The sequence below is a fragment of the Rhodoferax antarcticus ANT.BR genome (genome assembly GCF_001938565.1).
Lineage (GTDB): Bacteria > Pseudomonadota > Gammaproteobacteria > Burkholderiales > Burkholderiaceae_C > Rhodoferax > Rhodoferax antarcticus.
In genome coordinates this window covers 217,835-231,387 of record NZ_MSYM01000008.1, presented here as the reverse complement: position 1 = coordinate 231,387, position 13,553 = coordinate 217,835, and the positions used below count along the sequence as shown (strand labels likewise).

Sequence of the window (13,553 nt, the reverse complement as noted above, 5' to 3'; positions counted from 1 at the left end):
GCGCTCAAATCAGATCCGGGCTGATCACGGTCAGCAGCGACACCTGCAGTTGGTCCTCACGCTGGCGGCTGCGCAGCCACCAGACCGCGCCTTTACGGATGTCGCAAGCGGATTCATCCACGCCCAGCAGGCGCGCGGCGATCTGGCCGAGCATGGGCTGGTGGCCGACCAACAACACCGAGCCCTTGTGCGGCAGGCTGTTTTCAGCGCGCCACTGGATGAAGGCCAGGGCTTCATCGGCATGGCAGTCGGGGGCCAACTCGTCGCGGAACTTGAACTTGCGCCCTAACGCCCGGGCGGTTTGCTCAGCGCGGCGCGCCGGGCTGACCAGCACACGGGTGCTGTCGGGCAACTGCCGGTCCAACCACTTGCCGACACGCGCGGCCTGGCCTTCGCCCTTAGGGGTGAGGAGGCGCGACAAATCGTCATCACCGGGCTCGGCATCAAACGTCTGCGCGTGCCGCCATAGTATTAAATCCATAGCTAGCTCCGCTTATAGCATCAGGGTTTGGCCGAATAAAGTGCCATCAACTTGCCTTGTGCGCCAAGGGCCGGCTTGGCTTTGTCGGCGCTGCGGTGGCGCGCCACATGCGGCTGGTGGTAGCTGCCGTCGGGGGCCATCGTCCAGACGTCCACCGCGTCGGCCAGGTACATGGTCAGACATTCGTCCACCACGCGCTTGCGCAAAGCTGGGTCTTCCACCGGCCAGGCCAGCTCCACCCGGCGCAGCATGTTGCGGTTCATCCAGTCGGCGCTGGACAAATACAGCGCCTCCAGCGCACCCGCCTTGAAGTAAAACACCCGTGTGTGCTCCAGAAAGCGGCCAATGATGCTGCGCACTCGAATGTGTTCAGTGAACCCCGGGCGTTGCGCGGGCAACATGCAGGCACCACGCACGATCAAATCCACCTCCACGCCAGCTTGGCCAGCGCGCACCAGCGCTTCCATCAGGCGCTCGTCGGTCAGGCTGTTCATCTTCAGGATGATGCGCCCGGGCACGCCCTGAGCGGCGGCTTTGGCCACCTTGTCCACCCAGTCGATCAGGCTGCGCTGCAGGTGAAACGGCGCCAGAATCAGCTTGCCCAGTTTGGGAATACGGCTTTGGTTGGCCAGCAGGCTGAACACGGTTTCCATGTCGGCAGTGAGCTTGGGGTTGGCGGTGAGGTAGCTCAGATCGGTGTAAAGCCGCGCAGTCTTGGGGTTGTAATTGCCGGTGGACAGGTGCGCGTAGCGGCGAATGTTGCGTCCCTCACGGCGCGACACCAGCAGCATCTTGGCGTGGGTTTTCAGGCCGACGATGCCATACACCACCTGCGCACCCACGTACTCCAGTTTTTCGGCCCAGTTGATGTTGGCTTCTTCGTCAAAGCGCGCTTTGAGCTCCACCACCACGGTCACTTCTTTGCCACGCTGCACCGCCTGGTGCAGCAGCTCCATCAGCACCGAGTCGGAGCCGGTGCGGTAAATCGTCTGTTTGATGGCCAGCACCTGCGGGTCAAACACGGCTTCGCGCAAAAAAGCCAGCACGCCGTCAAAGCTCTCAAAGGGCTGGTGGATCAGCACATCGCCCTCGGCCAGTTGCTCAAAGATCGGCGTGTTGGTGGACAACTGCACCGGATAGCTGGCCTCGTAACGCGGCCATAGCCATTGGGGTTGGTCAAGCTGATCGATCAACTGGCTCAAGCGCACAAGATTCACCGGCCCATGCACCCGGTACAGGGCAGATGCGGGCAGCTCAAACTGGCGCAGCAGCAGGTCGGACAAATGCTCAGAACAACCCGCCGAGACTTCAAGCCGCACCGCCTGGCCGTAGTTGCGGTGCACCAGCCCCTGGCGCAGCGCGGTACGCAGGTTTTTCACGTCTTCTTCGTCCACCGACAAGTCCGAGTGCCGCGTGACGCGGAACTGCGAAAATTCACCCACCACGCGCCCGGGAAACAGGTCTTTCAGGTGTGAGCGGATCACGCTGGAGATCGACACAAACAACATGCGCTTGCCCGACAGTGTGTCCGGCACACGGATAAAGCGCGGCAAGCTGCGCGGCACCTTGACGATGGCAATGTCGATCTCACGGCCAAACGCGTCATGCCCTGACAGGCGAACGATGAAATTCAGCGACTTGTTGGCCACCTGCGGAAACGGGTGCGCCGGGTCCAGCCCGACCGGCAGCAGCAGCGGGCGCACCTCGCGCTCGAAATACGACTTCACCCAGCGCTGCTGCGCCTGCGTGCGCTCACCATGGGGCACCACCCGCACGCCTTCTTTGGTCAGGGCGGGCATCAGAACCTCGTTGTACAGCGCGTATTGCTCCTCTACCAGCGAGTGCGCGGCTTTGCTCAGGGCTTCCTGAGCTTGCGCGTCGATGGCGCTCAAGGCGGCTTTGGGTTTGGCCAGGCTGGTGTACAGCGCGGCGCGCACCTCAAAAAATTCATCCAGGTTGGATGACACGATGGTCAGGTAACGCACCCGCTCCAACAGCGGCACGTCGGTCTTTTTGGCCCAGTGCAGCACCCGCGCGTTGAAAGTCAACAGGCTCACATCGCGGTCCAGCCAACTGGTGTCTACTGGCTTTGGGGGCGGAAGTGGCATGGCTTTGTTCTTAGCTTTGGCCTTGGTGCTCGCCTTGACCTTCGCTTTTGCGGGGGGCGGTGCGATCACAGCGGCGATAACGGTCACGGGACCGGGTCCAGGAACTGGTTCAGCGGGGGTGGGGGCGGTATCAGTCATGCGGGCCTGAGAGGGTTATTCAAAGAGTGTGACAGATTGGCATGTCATTTTGATGACGAGCGTCTGTCTCTCGCAAGTGCCGACTGCCTCAAATGGTGGACCTTTGACAGTATGAGGCCCCGGGCATTCCCATCTTGCCGTCCGATAACTTTACATTAAATCGGCCTGTAGCCCTTATGAAATAAGCGGTAATAGCTATATTATAAATAGCAAAAAGCCTGCCGGGACAAGCCGGGCAGGCTTTTTGTAGAACCGCAGCGCAGGCTGCTTATTTCTTGGCACAGGTGTTGAGACCAATCATCGGGTACAGCGGGCAGCGGCTCATGGCACCGGTGGCCAATGGAACCAGGCCGATCCAGCCCCACACGCCGATGGTGCCGCTAAGTGTCAAGCCAATAAGCACCAAACCCGCAACAATACGCAGGATGCGGTCAATACCGCCAACATTTGCATTCATGAAAACTCCTTGAAAAAGTAATAAACCAGCCGACGACCAGTTCGACCGTTTGATTACACGCTTAACAAGGCGGTTTCATCTGTGACTCAAGTCACCCAGTGGCCCAAGGTTGCGACTGCAGCTACGCATGGCCGGCCCAAACCTCAGCCCAAAAAAAATTCAGTTCAGGTTGCTGCTGACCATGGCGCGCAGGGCGGCGCTGTTGACGATGGTGATCTGTTCGCGCCCCAGCGTCACCCAGCCATCACGCTCGAAACGGTGCAGCAAGCGGGTCACCATCTCGCGCACCGTGCCCAGCTCGTCGGCCAGCGCCTGGTGGGTCAGGGCAAGCTGCTGACCGCGGCCCAATAGCGCAGCGGCCAGACGACGGTCCAACTTGTGAAACGCCACCGCGTCTACCAGCGCTGTCAGGTCCGACATGCGCTCGGCGAACAGGCCCAGCACGTCGTTGCGAAATGCCGGGGTGTCGATCCATTGCTTGAACAAGTCGGGGCGGATCAGTAAAAAAGTGCTGGTTTTGGTGGTGATGCCAAAGGCCGACAGCGGCTGAGCCCGAAACAAGCTCGCGCTCGACACCAGACACAGCTCACCCGGCACCACCCGGTAGAGTTCCAACGAGCGGCCATCGCCCGAGCTGCGCGAGACCTTGATTTCGCCCTCAATCACCAGCGGAAAACCCTGGCAGGCAGCGTTTTCACTAAAGAGCACCGTGTCAGCAGGCACCGTCATCGGCTGCAGCACCGCGCTGACTTCCACCAGGCTGGGCTGCACCTCTTTGAGCGACGGGTACAGGTCGGTCACCTGTTCCATCGGCCAGGCAAGAGCGCTGGCCATCGCTTAAGCCACCACCTTGTAGCCTTCGTCAACGATGGCCTGGGTAATGTCTTGTGCCGACGCGCTGGACTCGACCTCGACCTTGTTCTGCGTGCGGTCTGCCACCACCTGCACGTCCCGGTCCAGCTGGCGCAGCGCGCGCACCACGGCCTTCTCACAGTGTTCGCAGGTCATTCCTTCAACATGAAAGCTGTACTTCATACAAAACCTCTGAAAATAGGGCAATTACAAAGCGCGTATTGTGAACGCTGTGCCAATTGATACAACCCTCTCACCCATGACAACCCTGAATTCCAGCCCGGAAAACCTGCGCATCGACCTGGGCATCCACGGCATGACCTGCGCCTCGTGTGTGGCCCGGGCCGAGCGCGCCCTGAAAAAAGTGCCCGGCGTGCAAGACGTGGCGGTGAACTTGGCCACTGAGTCGGCCCGCATCATGGTGCTGCCCTCCGAGCAAATTGAGGCACGGCTCAAACGCGCGGTGCGCGATGCGGGTTATGAACCGGTGGCGGCCAACGCCGCCATCGATGCACCGTCTGAAGGCGCCTGGGCGGGCTTTGGCCCGGTGGCGCTGGGCGCGGTTTTGTCGCTGCCGCTGATGCTGCCAATGCTGGGTAGCGCGGTGGGCCAGCACTGGATGATGCCCGCCTGGCTGCAGTTTGCACTGGCGACACCGGTGCAATTTATCCTGGGGGCGCGGTTTTACAAGGCGGGCTGGCATGCGCTGAAGGCGGGCAGCGGCAATATGGACTTGCTGGTAGCCATGGGCACCTCAGCGGGTTGGGCGCTGTCGGTGTGGCTATGGCTAAAGTCGTCAAGCGGTGCCACGCCGCACCTGTACTTTGAGGCATCGGCAGTGGTCATCACCCTGGTGCTGCTGGGCAAATGGCTGGAAGCGCGCGCCAAGCGGCAGACCACCTCGGCCATTCGCGCACTGCACGGTCTGAGGCCAGAGGTAGCGCACCTGTTGGGGCTGGATGGCGAGGTGGACGTGCCGGTGGACGAGGTACTTGCCGGTGACGAACTGGTGGTTCGCCCCGGTGAGCGTTTTGCGGTGGACGCCCGGGTGCTGGAGGGCCAGACCCAGGTGGACGAGTCCATGCTCACCGGCGAGCCGCTACCGGTGACCAAAACAGTGGGTGACCCTGTCACTGGCGGCACGCTCAACGGCGACGGGCGCGTCGTCATCCAAGTGACGGCAGTGGGTGTGGACACGGTACTGGCCAACATCATCCAACTGGTGGAAGACGCGCAGGCGGCCAAGGCGCCAATTCAACGGCTGGTGGACAAGGTGAGCGCAGTTTTTGTGCCGGTGGTCATTGTGCTGGCACTGGCCACCTTTTTAGGTTGGTGGCTCAGCGGCCACGCACTCGACGTGGCGGTGATTCACGCGGTAACGGTGCTGGTGATTGCCTGCCCGTGCGCGCTGGGGTTGGCCACGCCAGCCGCCATCATGGCCGGTACCGGCGTAGCGGCCCAGCATGGCATTCTTATCAAAGACGCGCAGGCACTGGAACTGGCGCACAAAGCCCAGGTGGTGGTGTTTGACAAAACCGGCACGCTCACCGTGGGCCACGCCCGGCTGACCGACTTTGTGGTGCACCCCGACGTGGATGAGCAGCAGTTGCTGGCTGTGGCTGCGGCTGTCCAGAGCGGCAGCAGCCACCCGCTGGCGCGTGCAGTGGTAGCGGCAGCAGCGGACAAGAGCTTGGCTTTGCCGGAGGTCAGTCAAGTGCTGTCCACCCCGGGCAAAGGGCTACAAGGCACGGTGCTTGGAGCCGAGTACCTGATTGGCAACCTGGCCTGGATAACCGAGTTGGGCGGCACGTTCGAGCCTTTTCAGCAAGCGCTGTTGGACTTACAAAGCCGCGGCGCCACCCTGTCTGCCTTGGCTTTGAGCCATGCGGGTAGGCTGAAGGTACTGGCAGTGATGGCCTTCGGTGACGAACCCAAACCCAGCGCCGCTGCGGCAGTGACCAATCTGCGCGCCCAAGGCATCCAGGTGATGATGCTCTCCGGCGACAACCAGGCAGCCGCCCAAGCCATGGCCAAACGCGTCGGCTTGCAGCCTGATGAGGTCATCAGCGACGTGCTCCCCGGTGACAAGGCTGCGCACATCACCCGGCTCAAGCAGGGCGGTCAAACGGTCATCATGGTGGGTGACGGCGTCAACGACGCACCCGCCCTGGCTGCGGCCGATGTGGGCATCGCCATGGCCAACGCTGGCGGTGGCACGGATGTGGCCATGCACGCCGCCGGCATTACCTTGATGCGTGGCGACCTGGCGCTGGTGGCCGCTGCGCTGGACATATCGCACCGCACGGTAGCGAAGATCCGGCAAAACCTGTTCTGGGCGTTTATTTACAACGTGGCCGGCATCCCACTGGCAGCATTCGGCGTGCTTAGCCCGGTGATGGCCGGTGCCGCCATGGCCCTGAGCTCGGTCAGTGTGATGAGCAACGCCCTGCTGCTTAAGCGCTGGAAGCCAAAAATAAACGACTAAATTAGCCTCTACCCCTTGCCTGATAAGGGAATATTGCTATCTATTAAATAGTAAAATTGATTGGATGCCAACCATGTCAACTTGCAACTTCGCAGGATCAATGGGCTACTAGCTCGACTAATTTTGATCAAAGCCAGCGCTTAGCGCTTGTCCGGCAATTCGATCTTGACTTCAAGCACTTCCAAGTTGTCTTGACGCTCCAGGTTGACCTTGATGTCGTCCGGGTTGATATTGACATATTTGCTGATCACCGCAATCAGTTCGCGCTGCAGGTCAGGCAAATAGTCAGGCGTGGCCGGGCTGCGGCCACTGCGCTCGTGCGCCAAGATGATTTGCAGACGCTCTTTGGCCACACTGGCCGTCTTCGTTTTTTCACCAAGAAAAAATGAGAAAAAAGACATGCTTTATTTCCCCCCAAACAGGCGTTTGAGCAACCCTTGCTTGGGCGGCTCGGTAAAACGCAGGGGCTTGTCCTCGCCGAGGAAACGGGCGACCACGTCTTTGTAGGCCTCAGACACATCGCTGCCATTCAGGTGCACAGCAGGCACACCCTGGTTGGACGCCTGCAACACACTTTCGCTCTCAGGAATCACCCCAATGAGTTTAATGCGCAAGATGTCCTGAATATCTTGCAGGGACAGCATTTGCCCCTGGTTAACCCGTGCCGGGTTGTAGCGGGTGATCAGCAAGTGTTCCTTGATCGGTTCGGCACCAGACATGCCGCGCTTGGTTTTGCTCGACAACATACCCAGAATGCGGTCTGAGTCGCGCACTGACGCCACTTCTGGGTTGGTCACCACCAGCGCCTCGTCAGCGAAATGCATGGCCATCAGCGCACCGGTCTCGATACCGGCGGGCGAGTCACACACAATGAACTCGAAGTCCATGGCAGACAAGTCAGCCAGCACTTTTTCGACACCGTCCTGGGTAAGGGCGTCTTTATCACGAGTTTGAGAGGCGGCCAGCACATACAGGTTCTCACACTGCTTGTCTTTGATCAGCGCCTGGTTCAGGTTGGCTTCACCGTGGATGACGTTGATCAGGTCGTACACGACGCGGCGCTCGCACCCCATGATCAGGTCCAGGTTACGCAGACCCACGTCAAAGTCGATGACAGCGGTTTTGTGACCACGCAGTGCCAGGCCGGTTGCAAAACTGGCGCTGGTGGTGGTTTTACCCACGCCGCCTTTGCCAGAAGTCACCACAATGATTTTGGTCATAGCTAAACAATCTTTCAAATAAGAATTCGGGTGCGTCTCAAAGATGCCATCAACTGGTCAGGGCTTCAAACAGCAGCTTTTCCTGGCCATCGTCACTCAAACGCACTTGCGCTGCCTTGCCCTGGATCTCGGGCGCCAATGGATTTTCGCTGGTGCGGTAAACCCCGGCAATCGAGATCAACTCGGGCTCCAGGCAGATGGAAAAAATACGCGCACTGGCGTTGCCACTGGCACCTGCCATAGCCTTGCCACGCAGCGGGGCATACACATGAATATTGCCATCTGCAACCACCTCACCGCCTTGGTTCACCATGGCCAGCAGCACCAGATCGGCACCACGGGCGTACACCTTTTGGCCAGAACGTATCGGCTTGTCAATGATCAGGGTTGGCACTGCGGGGGCAGGGACCTCACGTACCACTTCGCGCACCACATCCCGCACGACTTCGCGGATGACTTCCACTTGCACGGGCGGGGCTTTTTTTGCCTCTGCAGCGCTTGTTTGGCTGCGTACCAGTTCAAGTGGCGCCATCACCAAACCCAGTGCCAGCGCCGCTGACGCATCACCGATCAGACTGCCACGAAAAGCCACCGGCTTGAGCCTGCAGGTTAGCAGCGCTTGCATCAGGTCGCTCAGATCTTTGGCAACCACTGCCGTCTTGGTTTTTGAACTATCAATCACCACTGCATCGTGCTCAAAGAACTCGGCATTGTCGCTGGCGGGGCCGTAGCGTTTTAGCAGCTCAACGGCAACCTGTTGCAAATCAGCGGTTTTGGCGAGCAGGGTCATCACCGGCAGGTGCGCGCTCTTGATTTCAAAGGATGCAGTCACAGATTTTGGCGAGGAAATAGTCAGCAGGGGAAGAGAGTTGGCACCGATCAGCCTGGGGCTCAGGGTGCTGGCGAATGACAGGGCAAATGTTACTTGATTGGTCAGCTAAAACGCCGTAGTGGTTAATTTTATTCGGCTTATGCACAAGCAAATATAAAAGTGAAAAGGCTTATCGAAATGTGAAAGAAAGTTTATTCTTATCTTTAACCAATTCTTTAAATATCAAATAGTAGTAGTAGTTAAGGTCTCTAGCTTTTCGTGGATAAGTAGAAAAAATTGTTATGAATCAGTAGCTTGTTTCGATGGAACTCCTGTGTAGGAGTGTGCTTTTCTGCTGTCTCAAAAATATGAACAAGTCTTAGATCTGAAAATAAATGTGGATAACTTTGTTTTTTCAGATCAATTATGCACAGCCTTATCCAAGGTCGATGCTGGACCCTGACAGACGCTGAAATGGGTGCAGCGGCATCATGTTGCGCTGCGCTAGATGTTTGAAATGGGCTCGGATGACGCTAGCCGGGGCCGTCTGATACTCCCCGCGTTGTTAGGTGCATCCCTAAGCGCTTCCCGTAAACGAAAAAAAGCCAGATCCGAGCTATGCGCGGATCTGGCAATGGGTGGATTGGCGTGTGGTCTACGGCTTGGCAGCGGTCATTTTTCTCTTGGCTTCGGCTATCTCAGCCTGAACTTGGCGGCTATCCTTTGAATCCTTGGGCAGGACGGTCAGCACCGTCTCCCAGTGGCCGATTGCTTTGGCGTAATCACGGGCCTGGTACGCAGCTTGGGCAGCCATCATGAGGGCGTTGGGCTGCTTTGGGTCGATGCTCAGTGCCTTGTTGATGAGCGTGATCGGTTGGCCCTTGAAGTCACCCTGGGCACGCATGGCGAGCAAGTCGGCGTACTGGGTGATGATGCTGACATCAGACGCCAGCAGCGGCCCGGTCTTGGCGAAGGCCTGTACGGCCTCGTCAAGTCTGCCTTGTACCTTGTAAGCGTTGGCCAGGCGCGCCCAGCCAGCGTAATCCTCGGGGTTGTCTTGCAGTCGGGCGGCCAGGCGCTGCACCATCTCGTTAATCATCTCGGGTGTCATCCCGCCTGCGGCAGCGCCCGCAGGTACAGGCGGCAGTTTGGTGGTGTCAGCGGGTGGCATCTTTCCCTGAGCGCGGGCATCGGCAATGTTGCCGCGCATTTGCTGCGCGTCGGATGACGCCGGGTCAAGCAGCCTCAGAAGTTGTTCCCAGCTTTTGACAGCATTCACATAGTCAGCACGTTGGTAAGCGCTGATGCCCAGCATCATCAGACCGCCAGGGTGATCCGGGCTGACCTTCAGCGCCTGCTCGATTAAGGTCGTGGGCTTGCCGTCGAGTCTGTTGCCTTGCAGTCCGCCTAATACAGCGGCGTAGTCCAACAGTGCATCGGGTAAGGTGTCGGTGTAGCTGCCCGCTTTCTCAAAGGCATTGCGCGCGTCTTCCAGACGACCCATCGCGCGATATGATCTAGCCAGCATGGTCCAACCTTGCAGGTCGGTCGGATTGGCGTTTTGGCGCTGCGCCAGTTTGTCAACCATATCCCGCAGTTCCTGCTCACCGAGTTCTTGGCTTCGGACCGGGTCGACCAGTGCTGGGTTACCAATTTGCAGGTACAGGCCGACGGTCAGCAGAGGCGTTGCCAGTGCGACGATGATCGCGGTTGAGCGGGGTGACAGCCAGCGTTTACCTTCTTTGGTTGTTGCGATAGGCGTGCTTTGCGTGTCGTCCAACAGCCTGAGCTGGAGTTCGTCGCGCGTGGCTTCAAAGTCCTCCTGGTTGATCACACCACGTGCCAGATCGGCCTCCAGGGCGTGCAGCTGATCACGGTGGATGGCAGCGTTTAGACCTTCACTCGAAACACTGCCTTGGTTGCGTGATCGCAGTAGCGGAAACAGCAGCCACGTCAACACCAGCAGCGTCAACAGCGCTGCAATACCGATAAATACATTCATTTTTTTGAATCAGTCTCTTGAAGAAGGGCTTGCGCCTTGGCGCGCTGCTGCGGATTAAGCAAGGGCGGCTCTTTCTGCTGCTGGTTGCGTCGGATGGTGCTGATCAACAGCCATAAAGCGCCCAATAGCAACACCAGCGGTCCAAACCAGAGAAGCCAGGTGGTGGGTTTGACCGGCGGGCGATACAAGATGAAGTCGCCGTAACGACTGACGAGAAAGTCCTTGATTTCAGCGTCAGTCTTGCCGTCCTTGATCAGATTGCGCACCTCGCGGCGTAAGTCCATCGCCAGGTCAGCGCGGGATCCGGCCAGCGATTCATTCTGACAAACCAGGCAGCGCAGTTCTTCCGCAATGACGATCAACCGTTGTTCCACCACCGGGTCTTCAGCCAATGGGGCGGCCTCATCAGCGTGACACGCCAGCGCCATCTGCAGCGCCAGAAAAAGTGCGAGCAAGATTTTCATTTTTGCAATTCCTTCACCAGGGGCAACAGTTTGTTGTTGATGTCGCCTTCGGTGAAGGGGCCAATTTGTTTGAAGCGAATAATGCCAGCTTTGTCGATCAGAAAGCTCTCAGGCACCCCATAGACGCCAAAGTCCATACCGATGCGGCCGTCGCGGTCAGCCATGGAAACATCGTAGGGGTTACCATATCGCGCAAGCCATTGCATGCCCAACTCATCCTTGTCTTTGTAATCCAGACCGATGATGGGCAAAATTTTGGCCTTGGCGAGTTCCATCATCAGCGGGTGCTCCTGGCGGCAAGCCACACACCATGAAGCCCAGGTGTTGAGGAGCCAGACTTTCCCCAGCATGTCTTTGTTGGTGAACTGCATGCCACCACCGTTGAGCACCGGTGCGGTGAACACCGGGGCGGGCTTGCCAATCAATGGCGACGGGATTTCGCTGGGGTCACGGGTCAGACCGATGGCCAGGAAGATGACCAGAACGACAAAGACAATCAGCGGGATCAGCGTTTTCTTCATGTCGACAAAGAGGGGTCAGGCTGCAAACCGGCAGGTTTGGCACCGGTGTCTATGGTGTCCAGACTGGCGCGCTGGGTCAGTTTTTTGCGGTAGCGTCGGTCTAGCGCGGCCATGCCGCCACCAAGCGACATGATCAGACAACCAAACCAGATCCAGGTCACAAAGGGCTTGTGATACACCCGCATCGCCCAGGCTGGTGTGGCGCTGTCTTCAAGTTTTTCACCCAGTGACACGTACACGTCGCGGGTGAGACTGCTGTCAATGGCGGCTTCGGTCATTGGCATGGTGGAAGAAAAGTAAGTCCGCTTTTCTGGGTGCAGTGTTGTCAATAGCTTGTCGCCTTGCAGCAATTCAACCGTGCCAACATCAGCCTTGTAGTTGGGGCCGGTTATTTCCCCGATCCCGGTGAGTTTGAAGGTGTAGCCACCAACCATGACCGTGTCGCCCATAGACATGCGCACGTCTTTTTCAGTCTCGTAGCCTTTAACCATGGTGACGCCGATGACGGTCACGGCAATACCGATGTGGGCCACGTGCATGCCCCAAAAAGACAGTGGGGTGGACTGACCAGAGCGGGTGTTTTTGGCATGACGATAAATGCCCACCACCGAAGCCAGAATGATCCACACCGCCAGCGTCAAGCCCATGGCAACCAGGGGTGACCAGCTGCCTGCCAATAGTGGCAGGCTACAACCCGCTAGTACCGACACAATGGCAATTGGGCGCAGTCGCTTGGCGATCTCAGACACGCTGTCGTTTTTCCAGCGGGCGTATGAGCCGATGACCATGAAAACCAGGACCGGCACCATGATGGGCCCAAACACGGCGTTGAAGTAGGGTGGACCGACCGACAACTTGCCCATGTTGAGCGCATCCACAATCAGCGGGTAGATCGTGCCAAGCAAGACGCTGGCAGCGGCGGTGGTCAGCAACACGTTGTTGACCAGCAAAAAGGTTTCCCGCGAGACCAATGAGAAGCTGCCGCCCACCTGCACTTTGCCTGCGCGCAATGCAAAAAGGATCAGCGAGCCCCCCACCACCGCCGCCAGAAAGCCCAGAATGAACACGCCCCGGCTGGGATCGGAGGCAAAGGCGTGGACCGAGGTCAGCACACCCGAGCGCACCAGGAAGGTGCCCAATAGGCTCAGCGAGAACGCGCTGATTGCCAAAATGATCGTCCAGTTTCTGAACAGGCCACGCTTTTCAGTCACCGCCAGCGAATGGATCAGCGCGGTGGATACCAGCCAGGGCAAGAGGGACGCGTTTTCAACCGGGTCCCAGAACCACCAGCCGCCCCAGCCTAATTCGTAATACGCCCACCAAGAGCCCAGGGCAATGCCCAGTGTCAGAAAGATCCAAGCTGCGGTGGCCCAGGGCCGCGACCAGCGCGCCCAGGCAGCGTCTAGCCGACCATTGAGCAGTGCAGCAATGGCAAAAGCAAATGGCACAGCCATACCTACGTAGCCCATGTACAACAAGGGCGGGTGAAACACCAGCCCCGGGTCTTGCAGCATCGGGTTCAGGTCACGACCATCGACGGGGATGTCGGCTAGTCGGGCAAATGGGTTGGAGGTGAGCAGCATGAACAGCATAAAGCCCACCGATACCAGGCCCAGCACACCCAACACGCGCGAGACCATCACATCTGGCAATTGGCGGGAAAAGATGGAGACCGCCATCATCCAACTGCTGAGCATCAACATCCAAAGCAGTAGCGAACCCTCATGACCACCCCAGACGCCGGAGATCTTGTACAGGTCAGGCAGTTTGGAGTTGGAATGGTGCGCCACGTACTGCACCGAAAAATCGCTGGTGTAAAAGGCGTAGGTCAAGCAACCAAACGAAAAAGCGGTGAGCCCCCACAAGGCCTGCGTACTCGGGCGGGCGTACGCCATCCAGTCGGCACGGTTCTGGTAAGCGCCCACCAGTGGTAGAACCCCCAGGCTTGCCGCGACCAGCAAGGCAAGAATCAGTGAAAAATGACCAAGTTCAGGAATCATGGTGTGTTGCCAGA

At 58.7% G+C, this 13,553-nt stretch carries 13 protein-coding genes; 1 reads left to right on the top strand and 12 read right to left on the bottom strand.

The window, feature by feature from the left end:
• Nucleotides 1–4: 4 nt before the first annotated feature.
• From BLL52_RS06020 to BLL52_RS06000, 5 genes are all read right to left on the bottom strand, one after another.
• Nucleotides 5–481 carry a SixA phosphatase family protein gene (locus BLL52_RS06020; RefSeq protein WP_075585791.1) on the bottom strand — a complete coding sequence of 159 codons (477 nt, stop codon included), beginning with the start codon at nt 479–481 and terminating at the stop codon, nt 5–7.
• A gap of 20 nt (nt 482–501) precedes the next feature.
• On the bottom strand, nt 502–2,589 hold the full coding sequence (ppk1, locus tag BLL52_RS06015) for a polyphosphate kinase 1 (RefSeq protein ID WP_241839027.1): 2,088 nt from the start codon (nt 2,587–2,589) through the stop codon (nt 502–504).
• 406 nt (nt 2,590–2,995) lie between these two features.
• A complete protein-coding gene (locus tag BLL52_RS06010; RefSeq protein ID WP_075585789.1) occupies nt 2,996–3,184 on the bottom strand; it encodes a YgaP family membrane protein in 189 nt (62 codons plus the stop codon).
• Nucleotides 3,185–3,343: 159 nt separating this feature from the next.
• On the bottom strand, nt 3,344–4,018 hold the full coding sequence (locus BLL52_RS06005) for a Crp/Fnr family transcriptional regulator (RefSeq protein WP_083633810.1): 675 nt from the start codon (nt 4,016–4,018) through the stop codon (nt 3,344–3,346).
• A 3-nt stretch (nt 4,019–4,021) separates the two neighbouring features.
• Complete coding sequence (locus BLL52_RS06000) at nt 4,022–4,219, bottom strand: heavy-metal-associated domain-containing protein (RefSeq protein ID WP_075585788.1); 198 nt, start codon at nt 4,217–4,219, stop codon at nt 4,022–4,024.
• 76 nt (nt 4,220–4,295) lie between these two features.
• Between BLL52_RS06000 and BLL52_RS05995 the strand changes: the two genes are divergently transcribed.
• Nucleotides 4,296–6,521: a heavy metal translocating P-type ATPase gene (locus BLL52_RS05995; protein ID WP_075585787.1), complete on the top strand. Its 2,226-nt coding sequence runs from the start codon at nt 4,296–4,298 to the stop codon at nt 6,519–6,521.
• Between the two features lie 140 nt (nt 6,522–6,661).
• On the opposite strand, the gene minE is transcribed toward BLL52_RS05995, so the two are convergent.
• The 7 genes from minE to BLL52_RS05960 all read right to left on the bottom strand — a co-directional run bounded on the left by minE (nt 6,662) and on the right by BLL52_RS05960 (nt 13,539).
• Nucleotides 6,662–6,922: a cell division topological specificity factor MinE gene (gene minE, locus BLL52_RS05990; RefSeq protein ID WP_075585786.1), complete on the bottom strand. Its 261-nt coding sequence runs from the start codon at nt 6,920–6,922 to the stop codon at nt 6,662–6,664.
• A 3-nt stretch (nt 6,923–6,925) separates the two neighbouring features.
• Entirely contained in the window at nt 6,926–7,741 is an 816-nt protein-coding gene (minD, locus tag BLL52_RS05985; protein ID WP_075585785.1) for a septum site-determining protein MinD, read from the bottom strand.
• Nucleotides 7,742–7,790: 49 nt separating this feature from the next.
• Complete coding sequence (gene minC, locus BLL52_RS05980) at nt 7,791–8,573, bottom strand: septum site-determining protein MinC (RefSeq protein ID WP_241839025.1); 783 nt, start codon at nt 8,571–8,573, stop codon at nt 7,791–7,793.
• A 634-nt stretch (nt 8,574–9,207) separates the two neighbouring features.
• Nucleotides 9,208–10,554, bottom strand: coding sequence for a c-type cytochrome biogenesis protein CcmI (ccmI, locus tag BLL52_RS05975; protein ID WP_075585783.1), 1,347 nt, complete (start codon nt 10,552–10,554; stop codon nt 9,208–9,210).
• Nucleotides 10,551–11,018 (bottom strand): cytochrome c-type biogenesis protein, encoded by a 468-nt coding sequence (locus tag BLL52_RS05970; protein ID WP_075585782.1) that lies wholly within the window; start codon nt 11,016–11,018, stop codon nt 10,551–10,553. The genes ccmI and BLL52_RS05970 overlap by 4 nt, the downstream gene beginning before the upstream one ends.
• Nucleotides 11,015–11,539, bottom strand: coding sequence for a DsbE family thiol:disulfide interchange protein (locus BLL52_RS05965; protein WP_075585781.1), 525 nt, complete (start codon nt 11,537–11,539; stop codon nt 11,015–11,017). Before BLL52_RS05965 ends, BLL52_RS05970 begins: the two co-directional genes overlap by 4 nt.
• Nucleotides 11,536–13,539, bottom strand: coding sequence for a heme lyase CcmF/NrfE family subunit (locus tag BLL52_RS05960; protein ID WP_075585780.1), 2,004 nt, complete (start codon nt 13,537–13,539; stop codon nt 11,536–11,538). The genes BLL52_RS05965 and BLL52_RS05960 overlap by 4 nt, the downstream gene beginning before the upstream one ends.
• Between the last annotated feature and the right edge of the window lie 14 nt (nt 13,540–13,553).

Bases quoted from the DNA above. Each gene is read 5' to 3' on its own strand.
- BLL52_RS05970 (WP_075585782.1), bottom strand. From the start codon at position 11,018: ATGAAAATCTTGCTCGCACTTTTTCTGGCGCTGCAGATGGCGCTGGCG.
- minE (WP_075585786.1), bottom strand. From the start codon at position 6,922: ATGTCTTTTTTCTCATTTTTTCTTGGTGAAAAAACGAAGACGGCCAGT.
- BLL52_RS06000 (WP_075585788.1), bottom strand. From the start codon at position 4,219: ATGAAGTACAGCTTTCATGTTGAAGGAATGACCTGCGAACACTGTGAG.
- BLL52_RS06020 (WP_075585791.1), bottom strand. From the start codon at position 481: ATGGATTTAATACTATGGCGGCACGCGCAGACGTTTGATGCCGAGCCC.
- BLL52_RS06005 (WP_083633810.1), bottom strand. From the start codon at position 4,018: ATGGCCAGCGCTCTTGCCTGGCCGATGGAACAGGTGACCGACCTGTAC.
- BLL52_RS06010 (WP_075585789.1), bottom strand. From the start codon at position 3,184: ATGAATGCAAATGTTGGCGGTATTGACCGCATCCTGCGTATTGTTGCG.
- BLL52_RS05960 (WP_075585780.1), bottom strand. From the start codon at position 13,539: ATGATTCCTGAACTTGGTCATTTTTCACTGATTCTTGCCTTGCTGGTC.
- BLL52_RS05965 (WP_075585781.1), bottom strand. From the start codon at position 11,539: ATGAAGAAAACGCTGATCCCGCTGATTGTCTTTGTCGTTCTGGTCATC.
- BLL52_RS05995 (WP_075585787.1), top strand. From the start codon at position 4,296: ATGACAACCCTGAATTCCAGCCCGGAAAACCTGCGCATCGACCTGGGC.
- ppk1 (WP_241839027.1), bottom strand. From the start codon at position 2,589: ATGCCACTTCCGCCCCCAAAGCCAGTAGACACCAGTTGGCTGGACCGC.
- minD (WP_075585785.1), bottom strand. From the start codon at position 7,741: ATGACCAAAATCATTGTGGTGACTTCTGGCAAAGGCGGCGTGGGTAAA.
- ccmI (WP_075585783.1), bottom strand. From the start codon at position 10,554: ATGAATGTATTTATCGGTATTGCAGCGCTGTTGACGCTGCTGGTGTTG.